This is a genomic window from Synechococcus sp. PCC 6312, assembly GCF_000316685.1.
Classification (GTDB): domain Bacteria; phylum Cyanobacteriota; class Cyanobacteriia; order Thermosynechococcales; family Thermosynechococcaceae; genus Pseudocalidococcus.
In genome coordinates this window covers 3376599-3391245 of the sequence record NC_019680.1, presented here as the reverse complement: position 1 = coordinate 3391245, position 14647 = coordinate 3376599, and the positions used below count along the sequence as shown (strand labels likewise).

Sequence of the window (14647 nt, the reverse complement as noted above, 5' to 3'; positions counted from 1 at the left end):
CCCCCCTATGACGGACGCTCCTGTCTCCCACATTCGGAACTTTTCGATTATTGCCCACATTGATCACGGTAAATCCACCCTGGCGGATCGGTTGTTACAGTTCACTGGCACCGTGGCGGATCGGGAGATGAAGGCCCAATTCCTCGACAACATGGACTTAGAGCGGGAACGGGGGATTACGATTAAGCTCCAGGCCGCCCGGATGAACTACACCGGCCAAGATGGGCAGAAGTATGTCTTGAACCTGATTGACACCCCCGGTCATGTTGACTTTTCCTATGAAGTGTCGCGGTCATTGGCGGCTTGTGAAGGGGCCTTATTAGTCGTGGATGCCTCCCAGGGTGTGGAAGCCCAAACCTTGGCCAATGTCTATTTAGCCCTGGAACATAACCTAGAAATTATTCCCGTTCTCAACAAAATTGACCTCCCTGGAGCCGAACCAGAGCGGGTGAAAGGAGAAATTGAAGAAATTGTCGGCCTGGATTGTTCCCAAGCGGTTCACGCCTCGGCTAAAGAGGGGATTGGGATTCCGGAAATTTTAGAGTCGATTATTCACCTCGTCCCTCCGCCCCAAGATACCGTTGACGAACCCTTGCGGGCTTTGATTTTTGACAGTTATTACGATCCCTATCGCGGGGTGATTGTCTATTTCCGGGTCATGGATGGGCGGCTGAAAAAGGGAGATCGGATTCGCCTCATGGCATCGGGGAAAGAATACGAGATTGACGAGTTGGGCATACTCTCCCCAGGCCAGATCCAGGTGGATGAGCTTCATGCCGGGGAAGTCGGCTACTTAGGTGCTGCCATCAAAACTGTGATTGATGCCCGCGTTGGCGATACGATTACCCTGGCCAGCAAACCAGCTAAAGCACCTCTGCCGGGATATGCCGAAGCCAAGCCGATGGTGTTCTGTGGCCTGTTCCCGACCGATGCGGCCCAATTTGAAGATCTGCGGGAAGCCCTGGAAAAACTCAAGCTTAATGATGCGGCGTTGAACTATGAACCGGAAAGCTCCAGTGCCATGGGCTTTGGGTTTCGCTGTGGCTTCCTTGGCCTGCTCCACATGGAAATTGTCCAAGAACGCTTAGAGCGGGAATACAACCTGGATTTAATCATCACGGCTCCCTCGGTAGTGTATCGGGTGACAACGCTCAAAGAGGGTGTGATCATGATTGACAATCCCAGTACCCTGCCAGACCCGCAACATCGGGAAAAAATTGAAGAACCCTACGTCAAAGTGGAAATGATCACCCCGGAAACCTATGTCGGCACCTTGATGGAGTTGGCCCAGTCCCGGCGGGGAATTTTCAAAGATATGCGCTACCTCACCCAAGGTCGAACCACCTTAATTTATGAACTCCCCTTAGCGGAAATTGTCACCGACTTTTTTGATCAGATGAAATCCCGTTCCCGCGGCTATGCCAGTATGGAATATCACGTGATTGGCTATCGGGAAAATGATTTGGTCAAGCTGGATATTTTGATCAGTGGCGATCCGGTGGACTCTTTGGCGGCGATTGTCCATCGGGATAAAGCCTATAACGTGGGTCGGGCCTTGGTGACAAAACTCAAAGACTTGATTCCGCGGCACCAATTCAAAATTCCAATCCAGGCCTCGATTGGGAGTCGGGTAGTGGCCAGTGAGAGTATCCCAGCCCTCCGGAAAGATGTCCTAGCCAAATGCTACGGCGGTGATATTTCCCGGAAGAAGAAACTCTTAGAAAAACAAAAAGCTGGGAAAAAACGGATGAAAGCCATTGGCAGTGTGGATGTGCCCCAAGAAGCCTTTATGGCCGTGTTGCGCTTGCAAAACGAGTCCTAGGTGTCCAGGCCTGGAAATCCAACAGGACTCAAGTTTGCGCCTTTGGAAGGACGTTGGGGGTTTCTCCAGCCCCAGCCGGGAAATTCTCGAGTTGCAGGGAGTAAATAGGCTATTCTATAGCTGCACAAGCGGTGTGATGGTGATTTAGCCGCCCCTCAGTAGTTTAATGGATCATAACTAGGCAGCCGCAATAGTTTTCGGATGAACCCCAGGCCTGGATTGCTGCAAAAGAGACCCATGATGGATGACAGTGACCTCCAACTGAACGGAGCCATAATCAGCGAAGTTAACTTGGCCGATCACGAAGATTGGGCTGAGGTGACTGAACCGCCCCGGCCAGATCCCGATGAAATGCTAGCTCTGCTGACTGCCGAGGATGTTACCCAACGGATGCTGGCGGCGCGGGCTTTTTGTGAAATTGAAGATGCCAGGGCCATACCCGCACTCATTGACCTCCTCTCTTCTTCTTGTCCCCTCGTTCGGGTCAGTGCCGCATATGCCTTGGGCCGCAATCCCAGTCCCAGTGCTGTGGAGCCTCTGATTCAACAACTGGAGCAAGATTGGAATGGCTATGTCCGCAAAGGGGTGACTTGGGCCTTGGGGAATTGCCGAGACAGCCGCTCCCTCTTACCCTTAACAGAAACCTTACTGACAGATATTTCAGCGGTGCGATTATGGGCGGCCAGTTCCTTGGGGCAAATGGCAGAAGTGAGTATTGAGGCCGCAACCCAGGCTGTCCCTCCCTTAGTCAAGGCTCTGACTGTAGATGCGATGGCGGTCGTCAGAAGTAATGCGGCTTGGGCCTTGGGGCAACTCTGTCGAGCGATTCCTGTGGAGCAAACCTATAGCCAGGCCATTGATGCCTTGATTGGCGCGCTGGAGGATGAGGATATGGGGGTACAGGAAGATGCCCGGGCTGCTTTGGTGAAGTTGGGAGATGCCCGGGGCCTCGAAGCCATTGAAGCCCAAGAATTGGAAGGACTAATTTAAACCGCTATGTCTGTTCCCCTGATTGAGTTTCGGAATATCAGCAAAGCCTTTGGGGATAAGGTCGTTCTTGATCATGTCAACCTTGCCATACATGTGGGCGATGCTTTGGCGGTCATTGGCCCATCGGGAACTGGAAAATCCACCATCCTGCGTTTAATTGCGGGCTTAACGCAGCCGGATACGGGGGAAATCTATGTGAATGGCCAGAAACGAGATGGGGATTGGGATGAGGGCAGGGGAGATATTCGCATGAGCATGGTCTTTCAGCAGGCCGCCCTCTTTGATTCTTTGACAGTAGAAGAAAATGTCGGCTTTCATCTGTTGGAAAATACCAATCTCTCCTGTGCAGAAATCAAAACCTTAGTCAGCCAAAAACTAGCCTTAGTTGGCCTGGAGAACATGGGGCATTTGTATCCGGCAGAATTGTCCGGGGGAATGCGGAAACGGGTCAGTTTTGCCCGAGCCATTATGGATAATCCCAAAGATAAAAATGATGACCCCCAAATTTTGCTCTACGATGAACCCACAGCGGGCCTGGATCCGATTGCCTCAACCGTCATTGAAGACATGATCCGCAACCTCCACGCCACCACCTGCTCAACTTATGTCATTGTTACCCACCAACACAGCACAATTCACCGCACCGGAGGACGAATGATTTTGCTTTATGAAGGTAAGATACGATGGCAAGGAACTGTGAGTGACATTCCCACCTGTGATGATCCCTACCTGCATCAATTTCTCCAAGGGGCCGTCCACGGGCCAATTCGGATTATTGAACCACCCCTAGCTGGAGGCCAAAGCGAATGAGATCTCGGGTCATGCAGGAAAGTGTGGTTGGCCTGCTGTTTTTAATTGGCCTGGGGGTGCTGGGTCTAGCCTTGATCTGGCTGCGGGGAAATCTCTTTGCGGGGCAAACCTACGAAGTCACCATTACCTTGGCAGATGCCCCAGGCCTGGTGGTGGGTACACCGGTACGCTATCGGGGCGTTAGGGTCGGCAGTATTTCTGATGTCCAAGTCGGGCCAATGGGGATTATCGCCAAGGCCAAGCTGCGAGATGTGATTATTCCCCGTGATGCCATTCCCGAGGTGCGGCAGTCAGGCTTTGTCGGCAGTTCGTTTCTGGATTTTCGCCAAGTTGTGGCGGTAGCAGATCTTCCCGAAAATCTTTCCCCTGTCAGTGCCGATTGTGACCCCACGATCATTATTTGTAATGGGAAAAAAATTCAAGGGCGGACAGGTAAAAGCCTTGATGATTTGATCACCGCTGCCAATGCCATTGCCGATAGTTTGGATCAATCGCAACTGATTGAAAATACCAATTCTGCCATTACCAAAGTGGCCACCGCCGCCGAAAATGTGAATCGTCTTAGTGCCGATGCCCGAGTCCAACTGCGAGAATTTTCGACTGCGGCCCGTTCTGTCACCCAAGCAGCCAATCAGGTGACTAGCCTAGTCGAAGTGAATAAAGGGACTTTAACCACAACTCTAAATACCTTGAGTGCATCTGGACAGGAACTCAAATTAGTTTTGGGTAACCTATCCCCATTTCTAAATCGCTTAGAAAAAAGCACAGTCCTTGCGGATTTAGAAGCCTTGCTGAAAAATGGTTCCCAGGCCGCGGCCAACTTAAATACCATTTCGGGCACTCTCAGTAATCCGGCGGTGATGTTTTCCTTGGCCCAAACCCTAGATGCGGCCCGAGCCACCTTTATCAATACCCAAAAAATTACCAATGATCTCGTTAAACTATCGGGAGACCAAGAACTGCAAGAGGATTTACGGCGACTCATTCGGGGCCTAAGCCGTTTATTTTCCTCCAGTTTAGAGCTTGAACAACAACTGCTCGCCCTGACCCAACAATCTCAAGTGTCGGCCACGCCCCCGGCCTCAACCCATCATCCCAACCAGCCGGCCCTGGCCCCCAATACCGCCCACCGGGATGCAGAAATAGTTGTCCCTCCCCAGCCCGTCAATGCTACGGCTCCGCCACCCGACCCGGAACCAAGTCCCCTGCTTTCCCCCAACCCCTCTTGACCCTAGATTAGGCTGATCGGAGATCTTCTCATTACGTTAAGGAACAGCGCATGGAACGACCAAAGTGGGTAGCAATTCTGACCGGAGTAGTAGCAGTGTTACTGGGGGTAGGTTACCTCCTTTTGGGGCAACTCTTAGATTTTCGGGGGAATTTGCTGCCAGCCCCGTTGGATATTATTCTCAGTCTCGAATTTTGGCTGGTCTAGGCCGATCTCCGGATTCTTTGGTTCACAGCCGCAAATTCTCGTTATCGTGAAGATGTTTGGGCAATGGGAGCAGCTTAGGACTTGCACATGGGTAAAAAAGTTGTCATTCTCGGTGGGGGGTTTGGGGGACTCTACACAGCTTTGCGGCTCGGACAACTCCCCTGGGAAGATGAAGCCACTCCGGAAATAACCTTAGTGGATCAGGCGGATCGCTTTTTATTCACGCCTTTTCTCTATGAGTTGCTGACCGGCGAACTGGAAACCTGGGAAATTGCCCCCCCTTTTAGCGAAATTTTGGCCGACACACCGATTCAGTTTTGCCAGGCCCAGGTGTCGCACATTAATCTAGTTGAAAAACTCATCGCCCTCAGTCCCCAAGCCACCCTCGCCTATGACTATTTAGTTTTGGCCTTAGGCGGCACGACTCCCACTGGCCAAGTTCCGGGAGTTACCGATCATGCTCTGATGTTTCGGACTTTGGCGGATGCTTATACCCTGGGAGAACGCTTAAAAACCCTAGAGAATTCTAGACAAGACAAGATCCGGATTGTAATTGTCGGTGCCGGCCCTAGCGGTGTGGAACTGGCCTGTAAACTCTCGGAACGGTTAGGCAATCGGGGGCGAATTCGCTTGGTGGATCGCAATAGCCAAATCCTGGGTGGCTCCCCCAGTTTTAATCAGGAAACCGCCCAGCGAGCCTTAGAAGAACGACAAGTTTGGCTTGATTTAGACACCACCCCAGAGTGGCTGAGTGCCAATACCATTGCCCTGAAGTATAAAGACCAAGTGGATGAACTGCCGGTGGATTTGGTGATCTGGACTGTTGGGACAGAGGTGGCTGGAGCAATTCAAGCGTTGGAACTCCCCAAAAATGAGCGGGGCCGAATCCTGACCACCCCGACCCTCCAGGTTATGGATTATCCCGATCTGTTTGCCCTCGGAGATCTGGCTGATGTGCGAGATCAAACCGGTCAACAAGTCCCGACTACGGCCCAAGCTGCCTTTCAGGAGGCCGATTATGTGGGTTGGAATGTCTGGGCCAGCCTCAATCACCGGCCCCTGTTACCCTTTAGCTATTCCCATCTAGGTGAAATGTTGACCTTGGGAACCGATAGTGCTGCTCTGGCAGGCCTGGGATTGCAGTTGGATGGCTCCTTAGCTTACCTAGTCCGCCGCTTAGCCTACCTCTATCGGATGCCGACTTTAGAACATCAATTAAAAGTTGGGGCCAAATGGGTACTCTCGCCGTTGATGGACTTATTGACGACTGGGGTTTGAGGCGTTTTGAGGAGTGGGGTTAGGTAGATTGGCTCTGATTGCGGCGTTGACGTTTGACTTCATAAAGCAAGAGCGCGGCGGCAACGCCAACATTGAGAGACTCAACACCGGGGGCCTGGGGAATATAAACCTCTTGGCTGGCCTGGGTGAGTAGCTCTGGGGAAAGACCCTGTCCTTCACTCCCCAATAAAAAAATAGTGGGTTGGCCATAATTCACATCCCAATAATTGCAACTGTTAGGACTAGGCCGGGTGGCAATAATCTGCCAATCTGGGCTGGTTTGATAGGGGGCTAAATCTTGGCTGAGATTACTACTTTGCCTAAACCCGAGTCGAAACCATTGCCCCGCACTTGCTCGTAAAACTTTGGGATGCTCCAAATCCACGCAGCCTGGCCCCAGATAAATCCCCTCAACTCCAGCCGCAGCGGCCGTCCGAATCAGCGTCCCTAAATTACCGGGATCTTGAATCCCCTCTAACACCAGGCCGAGACTGTGGAGTTCCAGAGATGACGTGGGGCGGCGGGGGGCAATGGCCACAATTCCATCAGGGGTTTGGGTCGTAGCCAAGGCCGCTAAAACAGTTTCACTGACTGATTCCAGGTGTTCGGCAATTTCCTGGAGATGTTGATATAGCACTGGGTTTTTCCCTTGCCAGGCCGGGGTACTGTAAACCATCAATAAGGGGTAACGAACCGCACAGGCTTCCATAATCAGGTGAGTTCCTTCCAGGAGTAACTGCTGGTGGCGATGGCGATATTTGCCCTGGTGCAATTGCCGACACTGTTTAACCAGAGGATTGTGCAAACTGGTGATCATAACTGGGGAAATTGTGGGGGATTCCGAAAGGACTCTAGAATAATCCAGAAGCTTAAAAAATTCTAAACCACGCAATAGGTGAGGGTCTGTGACACAGTCCAGATGGCGCAAGTTGGCATATTGGCTCAGTTTGGGGTTGGGGGTGGTTCTGGCCTGGGGAATGCTCAGTCCAGTCTTGGCTCAGTCTCCCCCAAAAGTTGTGGATCCCCTCGATCATCCTGACAGCATTTACGTTCAACCCGCCGCCCCTGCTTCCCCCGCCCCAAGAGTGTCGGAACCGGAAATTCGCGGGGTTTGGCTGACAACTAACGACACTAGAATGCTCCGAGATCGTCCTAGACTAGCCCAGGCCATGGCGCAACTGGCCAATCTTAACTTCAATACGGTCTACCCGGTGATCTGGAATTCGGGCTATGTCACCTATCCTAGTCCAGTCGCTCAACGCCATAACATTCAGCCCTTTGTGATTCGGGGAATTCAAGATAACTATGACATCCTCGCTGAAGTGATTAACCAGGCCCACTGCCAAGGGTTACTGGCCATCCCCTGGTTTGAATTTGGCTTTATGGCCCCCGAAACCTCAGAGTTAGTCATGCAGCATCCCAACTGGGTAACGCAACGCCGAGATGGGACTAAAACCTGGGTCGGGGCGGCTGGAGAAGTGGTTTGGCTCAATCCTTTTCATCCCGAAGTCCAGAAATTTATTACGGATTTAGTTGTCGAGGCCATTAGCCAATATGACGTGGATGGGATTCAGTTTGATGACCACATGAGTCTGCCCAATGAGTTTGGCTATGATCCCTACACCATCGCACTTTATAAGCAAGAAACCCAAAAAGAGCCCCCGGCCCATCCCCAGGCCACGGATTGGGTCAAATGGCGGGCGGATAAGATTACGGCTTTCATGAAACAACTGAATCAAGCCATCCAGGCCCGTAAGCCCAATATTATTGTTTCGGTCTCCCCTAACCCCTACCCCTCAGCCTACAAGAGTTCCCTCCAAGATTGGGTGGCCTGGATTAACCAAAACATTGTCGATGAGTTGATTGTCCAAATTTATCGGCCCACCTTAGAAGCCTTTTTAGCGCAAATTGCCCGTCCAGAACTGCAAGCTGCCAAGTCAAAAATTCCCACCGCCGTTGGGGTACTCTCCGGTCTGCGCACGACCTTAATGCCGATCTCCCTCGTCAAAGCCAAAGTAACGGCGGCCCAAACCGATGGCCTGGGAGTTGCGTTCTTCTATTACGAAAGTTTATGGAACAATGGCCCAGAACCCCCAGACATTCGTCAAGCAGGTATCCAGTCTCTCTTTGCCTGGCCAGCCACTCGCAGTCGTCGGGTTCAATGTAGTTCAGGGACTATTACCCCGGCCAGTAGTCCGCCCCCTGCCCCTATCATTGCCAACTAATCTCAAGTCCTGATGATTTTCCCTCTCCATTAACCTCTAAGGAACCCTCCCCATGTCTAACCTTGACCCCGCCCAGGCCTTATGTCTCAAACCCTCGCCCTTGATCGCCTGGACAATCCTCAGTTTTTATTTAGCCTTGACGCTTCCCCTCCCGCTTCTAGCCCAACAAACCCAGGCCCCGATTTCCCCTTGGCTGTTACTGATTGCGCTGGTGATGGGCGGTCTGATTCTTCTGGGAACCCTCAGCTATCGAGTCGAACTAGATCAACAGGGGATGGCCATTATCTATCCGGCCTGGGTTCCGACTTTCCTCCGGCGACAGTGGTTAGTCCAATGGTCAGACATCACCGGCATTCAGCCGCGGGGCACAAGCCAAGGAGGGCTGGTTTATTATTTACTGACGACCTCTGGTACTGCCTATTTATTGCCGATGCGGGTGGCCGGCTTTAGCCAGATGATGCGGTTTATCCATCGCCAAACTGGCCTGGATACGGAACTGATTCGTCCCCTGGCTCAACCCTGGATGTACGGATTATTAGGGCTGTTTACTGTGTTGATGCTGGCCATAGATGCTTGGGTACTGCTCACCATTCCAAATCTCCCTGGCCTGGGATCAGCATGAGCAAATTTGGCTAATTAATCTGGGCGTTTCCGTTTTAGGAACCCAACCACTTGGGCGAGGGTATGCCGAATCGTATGTAGTTCTTCCTCCAGAGAGTTAACCAAGGTTTGCAGGGCCTGGAACTCAGTTGAGTTGATATTGGCTTGTAGTTCCGCTGGGGGGTGATCCTGAGACGAATTCCTAGCCAGTTGGGACTGAATTTCAACAACCATCCCTTGCAAGGTGGCAAAATCAGCCGGGTCAACCGTGTGGGCATCAGCCAAGCTCTGCATTTGCAGTTGGGCCACGCTGGCTTCCAGTTGGGCAAATTCTAGGGGGTCAATGGTGCTGGTAGTTGGGGCAGGTTGACTCACTTGGAACTGTAGCTCAACAACCATTGCTTTTAGGGCCGCAAACTCTTCTGGAGCAACCCCAGCCGTCACAACTGGGGCCTGAGCAAGGGCCGCTCTTAGTTCTGCCACCTCGGCCTGGAGAGCGGCAAATTCTGCCGGATCAATGCCGCCCACCGTTGCTGTTTCTGGGGTAGAAGCTTGGGACGTAGCAGGCGCTAGGCGAGCTTTGGCAAAGGCTTTTTTAATGGCTTCGTCTAAGTCCTCCTTTTCAAAGGGTTTTTCAATGAACTCGAACAGTTCAAAGGGTTCTTGAAGCTTTTCCGTGACCTCCTCCCGCCGCCCAGACATAATCACTAGGGGGACGCGTCCTAAATCTTGTCGCCGCTCCAATTCCTGGAAGACCTCCCAGCCGCTGACCTTAGGCAGGAGAAAGTCTAACATGATCAAGTTAGGGGATTCTTGCCGAATTAAATTGAGTCCCTCTTGGCCATCCTTGGCTTCTAGCACCTGATAGTCACCCTCGGGGAGCATATCCCGGACACGCATCCGAATGACTTTACTATCATCAATCACCAAGATTTTTTGGGTTGACACAAATACCCCCAAGTTCCTCTAGAAGGCGGTTAACTTGACTATGCCATATAAGTATCATGGTTCCAGTCTCGGCTAGACGCTACTTAGCTAACAATCTTAGGAAATTTAATTTATCTTAAGCTTTACGGATCTACCGGTCTTGCCCCATGTCTGAATCTGTCTCCCCCCCTCAACGCCTCCCCAGTTGGTTAAAATCTCCCATTGGTCGGGCCCGTGATCTAGCTCCGGTTCAACGCCTGATCAAGCAAGCGGGTATCTATACCATCTGTGAAGAAGGCCGCTGCCCAAATCGGGGGGAATGCTATAGCCAAGGGACAGCAACTTTTTTGCTCATGGGGCCAATTTGCACCCGGGCCTGTGGGTTTTGCCAAGTGGATAAAGGCCATGCTCCCCGGCCTGTGGATGATCATGAACCTGTCAAAGTAGCCCAGACTGTCCAAACCCTCGGCCTGCGCTATGTCGTCTTAACCTCAGTTGCCAGGGATGATTTACCCGATCAAGGGGTAGGGCACTTTATCGCGACAATGACCGCTATTCGCCACCTCAATCCCAACACCGCCATTGAAGTCCTGACTCCAGATTTTCGTGGTGATCAGCATTTAATTAGCCAAATCGTCCAGGCCTGGCCCGCTTGCTTTAACCATAATCTCGAAACCGTGAAGCGATTACAGGGGCCCGTCCGGCGCGGCGCAAAATATGAACGCTCTCTCGAGGTCTTAGCCACTGTCAAGCACCTTAATCCACAAATTCCTACCAAATCCGGACTAATGCTGGGCCTGGGGGAAACGCAAGCCGAAATTCTAGAAACTCTCAAAGATCTGCGGGCCGTGGATTGCAATCGCCTTACCCTCGGTCAATATCTGGCCCCGTCTCTCTCCCATTTACCAGTCGTCAAATATTGGCACCCTGATGAATTTAAGGCTCTCGGGCAAACCGCCAAAGCAATGGGATTTTCGCAGGTACGGTCTGGCCCGCTTGTCCGTAGTTCTTACCATGCTAGTCAGGTGGAGGAGAGTTAGTTCTAGTCGGATAAGTTGAACTTTAGTAACAGAAATCTTGCGGAATCTAAAGAACATTTAAGTTCGATAAAAATATGAAAATTACCAAATCTAGGTGTTAGTTTATACATAGGCACAAGAAAGGAGTTACAAAAAAGAGTTTCTCAAGCTCTGTTACTTCTTTAAGAACCCTAATAAAAGGTGTAAGCAATGAGAACTAGAGATTGTGCCATCCCGCTCTGGTTCTGGGGCAGGTTAGACAGTGATTTGAGTTAATTGTCGTTTCGTTAATCAAGGTGGTTTGTTTAGTCGCTTTGTGTTATTGATGTCCCCATTACACCTCGCACTGTGTTAATTTCAAAACCCATTTCTGTTGCTTGAGGGAGATGAACAAATACAACCGCTGTCTCAATCTGTTTGTAGTTGTTCTTAAAATGTCTCACAGCCGATCCGGTTAGGATATACATTGGGTTTGTCTAAAAGTTTTCCAGTGCAACCTATCCACTTTAGTAAGAGTTAAAAATTCATTGACCTATTCTTTCGGGATCTAGTTGCCTTCAACTGGGTCCCTCGTTTTGTGGAGACCTTTTGAGATTCCTGAAGTAGGCCTCTACTCCAGATTCCAGGCCTAGCCACAGTCACACTCCAAAAAAATTGAGGATACGCTTCACCGGCCCTCCCCTGTCTGGTTATAATTTTTGATTAGGGTTGGCTTACGCCACTCGCCTCAGTTATATCTGGCAATGGTTCAGGCGGTACATGAATTCGGTTCCAGAGTCGTTTTGTTTCAGTGGACAGGCATCTCTCCGAAGTCACAGGCCAACGCTCTGTATTTTTTTGTGCTTTGGAGCAGATTAGATTATGTCAATTTATGTCGGCAACCTTTCTTACACTGCCACTCAGGAAGATTTAGAGGCCGTATTTGCCGAGTACGGTTCAGTCAAGCAAGTTTATTTACCCGTAGATCGTGATACTGGACGTAAACGCGGGTTTGGTTTTGTCGAGATGTCCACGGATGCGGAAGAAGATGCGGCCATTGCTGAATTGGATGGGGCCGAGTGGATGGGACGACAACTGAAGGTGAACAAGGCGCGCCCGCGAGAAGCTGCTGGGGGTGGTGGCCGGTTTGCCCGCTAGAGAATTGGATTCATTACAGAAGAGGACAGCAACACCATGGCACGGATGTATTACGACACAGATGCAGATTTAGGTTTATTTGCGGGTAAAACAGTGGCAATTATTGGCTACGGTTCCCAAGGTCATGCCCACGCGCTCAATTTACGGGATAGCGGCGTGAACGTCATTGTGGGGCTTTATCCCGGAAGTAAGTCTGCGGCTGCGGCCCAGGCCGAGGGGTTAGCTGTCCATTCTGTGGCTGAGGCCACCAAGGCGGCGGATTGGATCATGATTTTGCTGCCGGATGAAGTCCAAAAAGAGGTTTATACCAAGGAAATTGCTCCGAATTTAACGGCGGGAAAAGTTTTATCATTTGCCCACGGCTTTAATATTCACTTTGGTCAGGTGGTTCCCCCGGCGGATGTGGATGTGGTGATGATTGCGCCTAAGGGGCCTGGCCATTTAGTCCGGCGGACTTATACCCAAGGACAAGGGGTTCCGGCATTATTTGCCATTTATCAAGATGCCACGGGGCAAGCACGTCAACGGGCCATGGCCTATGCCAAGGGAATTGGCGGCACCCGCGGCGGTATTCTAGAAACCACGTTCCGGGAAGAAACCGAGACGGATCTGTTTGGCGAACAAGTGGTCTTGTGTGGTGGCTTGTCGGCCCTGATTAAGGCGGGGTTTGAAACCTTAGTGGCGGCGGGCTATCAACCGGAGTTGGCCTATTTTGAATGTCTCCATGAAGTCAAGTTGATTGTGGACTTGATTGTGGAAGGGGGCCTGGCCAAGATGCGGGACAGCATTTCCAACACAGCCGAGTATGGCGATTTAACCCGTGGCCCCCGGATTGTCACTGATGAAACTCGGGCTGAGATGAAGAAAATCCTCAAGGAAATCCAAGAAGGCCAGTTTGCCCGTGAATTTGTTCTGGAAAATATGGCCGGAAAACCAGGATTCACAGCGATGCGGCGGCGGGAAGCAGAACACCCGATTGAAGAAGTCGGTAAAGACCTGCGGGCCATGTTTAGCTGGTTGAATAAATAATTCCAGTTGATTAAAACCCCTTTTGAACCATGAGTATCCAGGCCTGTGAGTAAGACCTATTATTTAGGCTTTGACCCAGGCCAGGATAAATGTGGTTTAGCGATTGTGACTGAGTTTCAACAGGTCATTACTCATCGAGTGGTTTTAGCTGACCAGGCCCTTAATGTCATCAATCAAGTCCTCACAACCTATAAAATCCAGGCGATTATTATTGGTAATCAAACTACTTCAAAGACTTGGCAAAAAAAACTAAAAGAAGGAGTTAGCCAAGAAATTGTGATCAAAACGGTTAATGAACGGAACAGTACTCTAGAAGCTCGTGATCGATATTGGCAAATGTTTCCCCCGCAAGGTTTAACAAAATTGCTGCCCCCAGGCCTGCGCCAACCACCTCGTCCGATTGATGATATTGTGGCGATTTTACTAGTTGAACGGTATTTAAAAGCTGTTCGCTCAGACTGAAGAACTATCAACAACAAGCAAGCAAAACTGGCGGTGAAGTGGAATGAGTTCACTAGTCAAATTCATCAAAGGTACTAGCTGCTTATCCTTTGACCTATCCAAGTCATACGCTAGTGTTTGCTGTATAGTATGAACTTTTCGGGGAAAGTGCTTATGGCCCCTGTTACAGCCGATGATCTAGAACGGCAGATGCCCGATGCTCGCCAACTGCTGAGCGATGAACCAGAGATAGAAAGCTCTCTGCACTATATGCAATTGCTGTTACTAGTGTCCTGTCTAGAGTGGGTATGGCGAGACCGAGATGACTTTTTCATTGATGCCAATCTGACAATTTACTTCAGTCGCCAACAACTCAAGCATCGGGATGTTCGCGGCCCTGATTTTTTCTTGGTCGAAAATACGACTCGAGAGCCTCGTAATTCCTGGGTAGTTTGGGAGGAAGATGGCCGTTACCCTGACTTAATTATTGAATTGCTGTCTGACTCAACGGCTCAAATGGATCGGGTGACAAAGCGAGAACTTTACGGAGAACGGTTTCACACGCCTGAGTATTTTTACTTTTCACCAGAAACCTTAGAATTGGCAGGCTTTAGGCTCAATTTCAATCAGTATGAACCCATAGCTCCCAATGAGTGTGGCTGGCTGTGGAGTGAAGCTTTGGGCTTGTTCCTCGGTATCCACAATGGTAAGCTGCGTTACTTTTCATGGGACGGGGCTTTGATTCTGACTCCGAATGAAGCCGCGGTGCAGGAGATGTGGAAGGCGGAACAGGAAGCCCAACGAGCCGAGCAGGAAAAAGCCCGGGCTGACCGTCTAGCAGCGAGGCTGAGAATGTTAGGGATTAATCCCGATGAACCCTGAGATTACCAGTGGGCGGCAGGGGATTTTTTAGCCTCGCCGTTAAGCTTCCTCG

The 14647-nt window shown here is 50.8% G+C and carries 15 protein-coding genes; 13 read left to right on the top strand and 2 right to left on the bottom strand.

Annotated features, from left to right (window positions below; genetic code table 11):
- The first annotated feature begins 7 nt into the window (after nt 1-7).
- The 6 genes from lepA (at nt 8) to SYN6312_RS16450 (ending at nt 6335) form a co-directional block, all read left to right on the top strand.
- The gene (gene lepA, locus SYN6312_RS16470) at nt 8-1822 is read left to right on the top strand and encodes a translation elongation factor 4 (protein WP_015126025.1); all 1815 of its coding nucleotides are present in this window, start codon (nt 8-10) and stop codon (nt 1820-1822) included.
- Between the two features lie 240 nt (nt 1823-2062).
- Nucleotides 2063-2812, top strand: a complete 750-nt coding sequence (locus tag SYN6312_RS16465; RefSeq protein WP_015126024.1) for a HEAT repeat domain-containing protein — start codon at nt 2063-2065, stop codon at nt 2810-2812.
- 6 nt (nt 2813-2818) lie between these two features.
- On the top strand, nt 2819-3622 hold the full coding sequence (locus SYN6312_RS16460) for an ABC transporter ATP-binding protein (RefSeq protein WP_015126023.1): 804 nt from the start codon (nt 2819-2821) through the stop codon (nt 3620-3622).
- Nucleotides 3619-4851, top strand: coding sequence for an MlaD family protein (locus SYN6312_RS16455; protein WP_015126022.1), 1233 nt, complete (start codon nt 3619-3621; stop codon nt 4849-4851). Before SYN6312_RS16460 ends, SYN6312_RS16455 begins: the two co-directional genes overlap by 4 nt.
- 50 nt (nt 4852-4901) lie before the next feature.
- Nucleotides 4902-5057: a hypothetical protein gene (locus SYN6312_RS20240; RefSeq protein WP_015126021.1), complete on the top strand. Its 156-nt coding sequence runs from the start codon at nt 4902-4904 to the stop codon at nt 5055-5057.
- An 87-nt stretch (nt 5058-5144) separates the two neighbouring features.
- Nucleotides 5145-6335 carry an NAD(P)/FAD-dependent oxidoreductase gene (locus SYN6312_RS16450; protein ID WP_015126020.1) on the top strand — a complete coding sequence of 397 codons (1191 nt, stop codon included), beginning with the start codon at nt 5145-5147 and terminating at the stop codon, nt 6333-6335.
- 19 nt (nt 6336-6354) lie between these two features.
- Here the strand turns inward: SYN6312_RS16450 and SYN6312_RS16445 are convergent, their stop codons facing one another.
- Nucleotides 6355-7152, bottom strand: coding sequence for an RNA methyltransferase (locus SYN6312_RS16445; protein WP_015126019.1), 798 nt, complete (start codon nt 7150-7152; stop codon nt 6355-6357).
- A gap of 88 nt (nt 7153-7240) precedes the next feature.
- Here SYN6312_RS16445 and SYN6312_RS16440 point away from each other — a divergent pair, with 88 nt between their 5' ends.
- Both SYN6312_RS16440 and SYN6312_RS16435 read left to right on the top strand, forming a co-directional pair.
- Nucleotides 7241-8560 (top strand): family 10 glycosylhydrolase, encoded by a 1320-nt coding sequence (locus SYN6312_RS16440; protein ID WP_015126018.1) that lies wholly within the window; start codon nt 7241-7243, stop codon nt 8558-8560.
- 52 nt (nt 8561-8612) lie between these two features.
- Nucleotides 8613-9182 carry a hypothetical protein gene (locus SYN6312_RS16435; protein WP_015126017.1) on the top strand — a complete coding sequence of 190 codons (570 nt, stop codon included), beginning with the start codon at nt 8613-8615 and terminating at the stop codon, nt 9180-9182.
- Between the two features lie 14 nt (nt 9183-9196).
- Here the strand turns inward: SYN6312_RS16435 and SYN6312_RS21085 are convergent, their stop codons facing one another.
- Nucleotides 9197-10108: a response regulator gene (locus SYN6312_RS21085; protein ID WP_015126016.1), complete on the bottom strand. Its 912-nt coding sequence runs from the start codon at nt 10106-10108 to the stop codon at nt 9197-9199.
- A 146-nt stretch (nt 10109-10254) separates the two neighbouring features.
- On the opposite strand from SYN6312_RS21085, the gene lipA reads away from it, so the two are divergent.
- The 5 genes from lipA (at nt 10255) to SYN6312_RS16405 (ending at nt 14595) form a co-directional block, all read left to right on the top strand.
- Nucleotides 10255-11127 (top strand): lipoyl synthase, encoded by an 873-nt coding sequence (gene lipA / locus SYN6312_RS16425; RefSeq protein ID WP_015126015.1) that lies wholly within the window; start codon nt 10255-10257, stop codon nt 11125-11127.
- A gap of 840 nt (nt 11128-11967) precedes the next feature.
- Entirely contained in the window at nt 11968-12243 is a 276-nt protein-coding gene (locus SYN6312_RS16420; RefSeq protein WP_015126014.1) for an RNA-binding protein, read from the top strand.
- Nucleotides 12244-12279: 36 nt separating this feature from the next.
- The gene (gene ilvC / locus SYN6312_RS16415) at nt 12280-13272 is read left to right on the top strand and encodes a ketol-acid reductoisomerase (protein WP_015126013.1); all 993 of its coding nucleotides are present in this window, start codon (nt 12280-12282) and stop codon (nt 13270-13272) included.
- 45 nt (nt 13273-13317) lie between these two features.
- Nucleotides 13318-13734 carry a Holliday junction resolvase RuvX gene (ruvX, locus tag SYN6312_RS16410; protein WP_015126012.1) on the top strand — a complete coding sequence of 139 codons (417 nt, stop codon included), beginning with the start codon at nt 13318-13320 and terminating at the stop codon, nt 13732-13734.
- A 153-nt stretch (nt 13735-13887) separates the two neighbouring features.
- A complete protein-coding gene (locus SYN6312_RS16405; protein ID WP_015126011.1) occupies nt 13888-14595 on the top strand; it encodes a Uma2 family endonuclease in 708 nt (235 codons plus the stop codon).
- Nucleotides 14596-14647 lie beyond the last annotated feature (52 nt).

Bases quoted from the DNA above. Each gene is read 5' to 3' on its own strand.
- lepA (WP_015126025.1), top strand. From the start codon at position 8: ATGACGGACGCTCCTGTCTCCCACATTCGGAACTTTTCGATTATTGCC.
- SYN6312_RS16465 (WP_015126024.1), top strand. From the start codon at position 2,063: ATGGATGACAGTGACCTCCAACTGAACGGAGCCATAATCAGCGAAGTT.
- SYN6312_RS16460 (WP_015126023.1), top strand. From the start codon at position 2,819: ATGTCTGTTCCCCTGATTGAGTTTCGGAATATCAGCAAAGCCTTTGGG.
- SYN6312_RS16455 (WP_015126022.1), top strand. From the start codon at position 3,619: ATGAGATCTCGGGTCATGCAGGAAAGTGTGGTTGGCCTGCTGTTTTTA.
- SYN6312_RS20240 (WP_015126021.1), top strand. From the start codon at position 4,902: ATGGAACGACCAAAGTGGGTAGCAATTCTGACCGGAGTAGTAGCAGTG.
- SYN6312_RS16450 (WP_015126020.1), top strand. From the start codon at position 5,145: ATGGGTAAAAAAGTTGTCATTCTCGGTGGGGGGTTTGGGGGACTCTAC.
- SYN6312_RS16445 (WP_015126019.1), bottom strand. From the start codon at position 7,152: ATGATCACCAGTTTGCACAATCCTCTGGTTAAACAGTGTCGGCAATTG.
- SYN6312_RS16435 (WP_015126017.1), top strand. From the start codon at position 8,613: ATGTCTAACCTTGACCCCGCCCAGGCCTTATGTCTCAAACCCTCGCCC.
- lipA (WP_015126015.1), top strand. From the start codon at position 10,255: ATGTCTGAATCTGTCTCCCCCCCTCAACGCCTCCCCAGTTGGTTAAAA.
- SYN6312_RS16420 (WP_015126014.1), top strand. From the start codon at position 11,968: ATGTCAATTTATGTCGGCAACCTTTCTTACACTGCCACTCAGGAAGAT.
- ilvC (WP_015126013.1), top strand. From the start codon at position 12,280: ATGGCACGGATGTATTACGACACAGATGCAGATTTAGGTTTATTTGCG.
- SYN6312_RS16405 (WP_015126011.1), top strand. From the start codon at position 13,888: ATGGCCCCTGTTACAGCCGATGATCTAGAACGGCAGATGCCCGATGCT.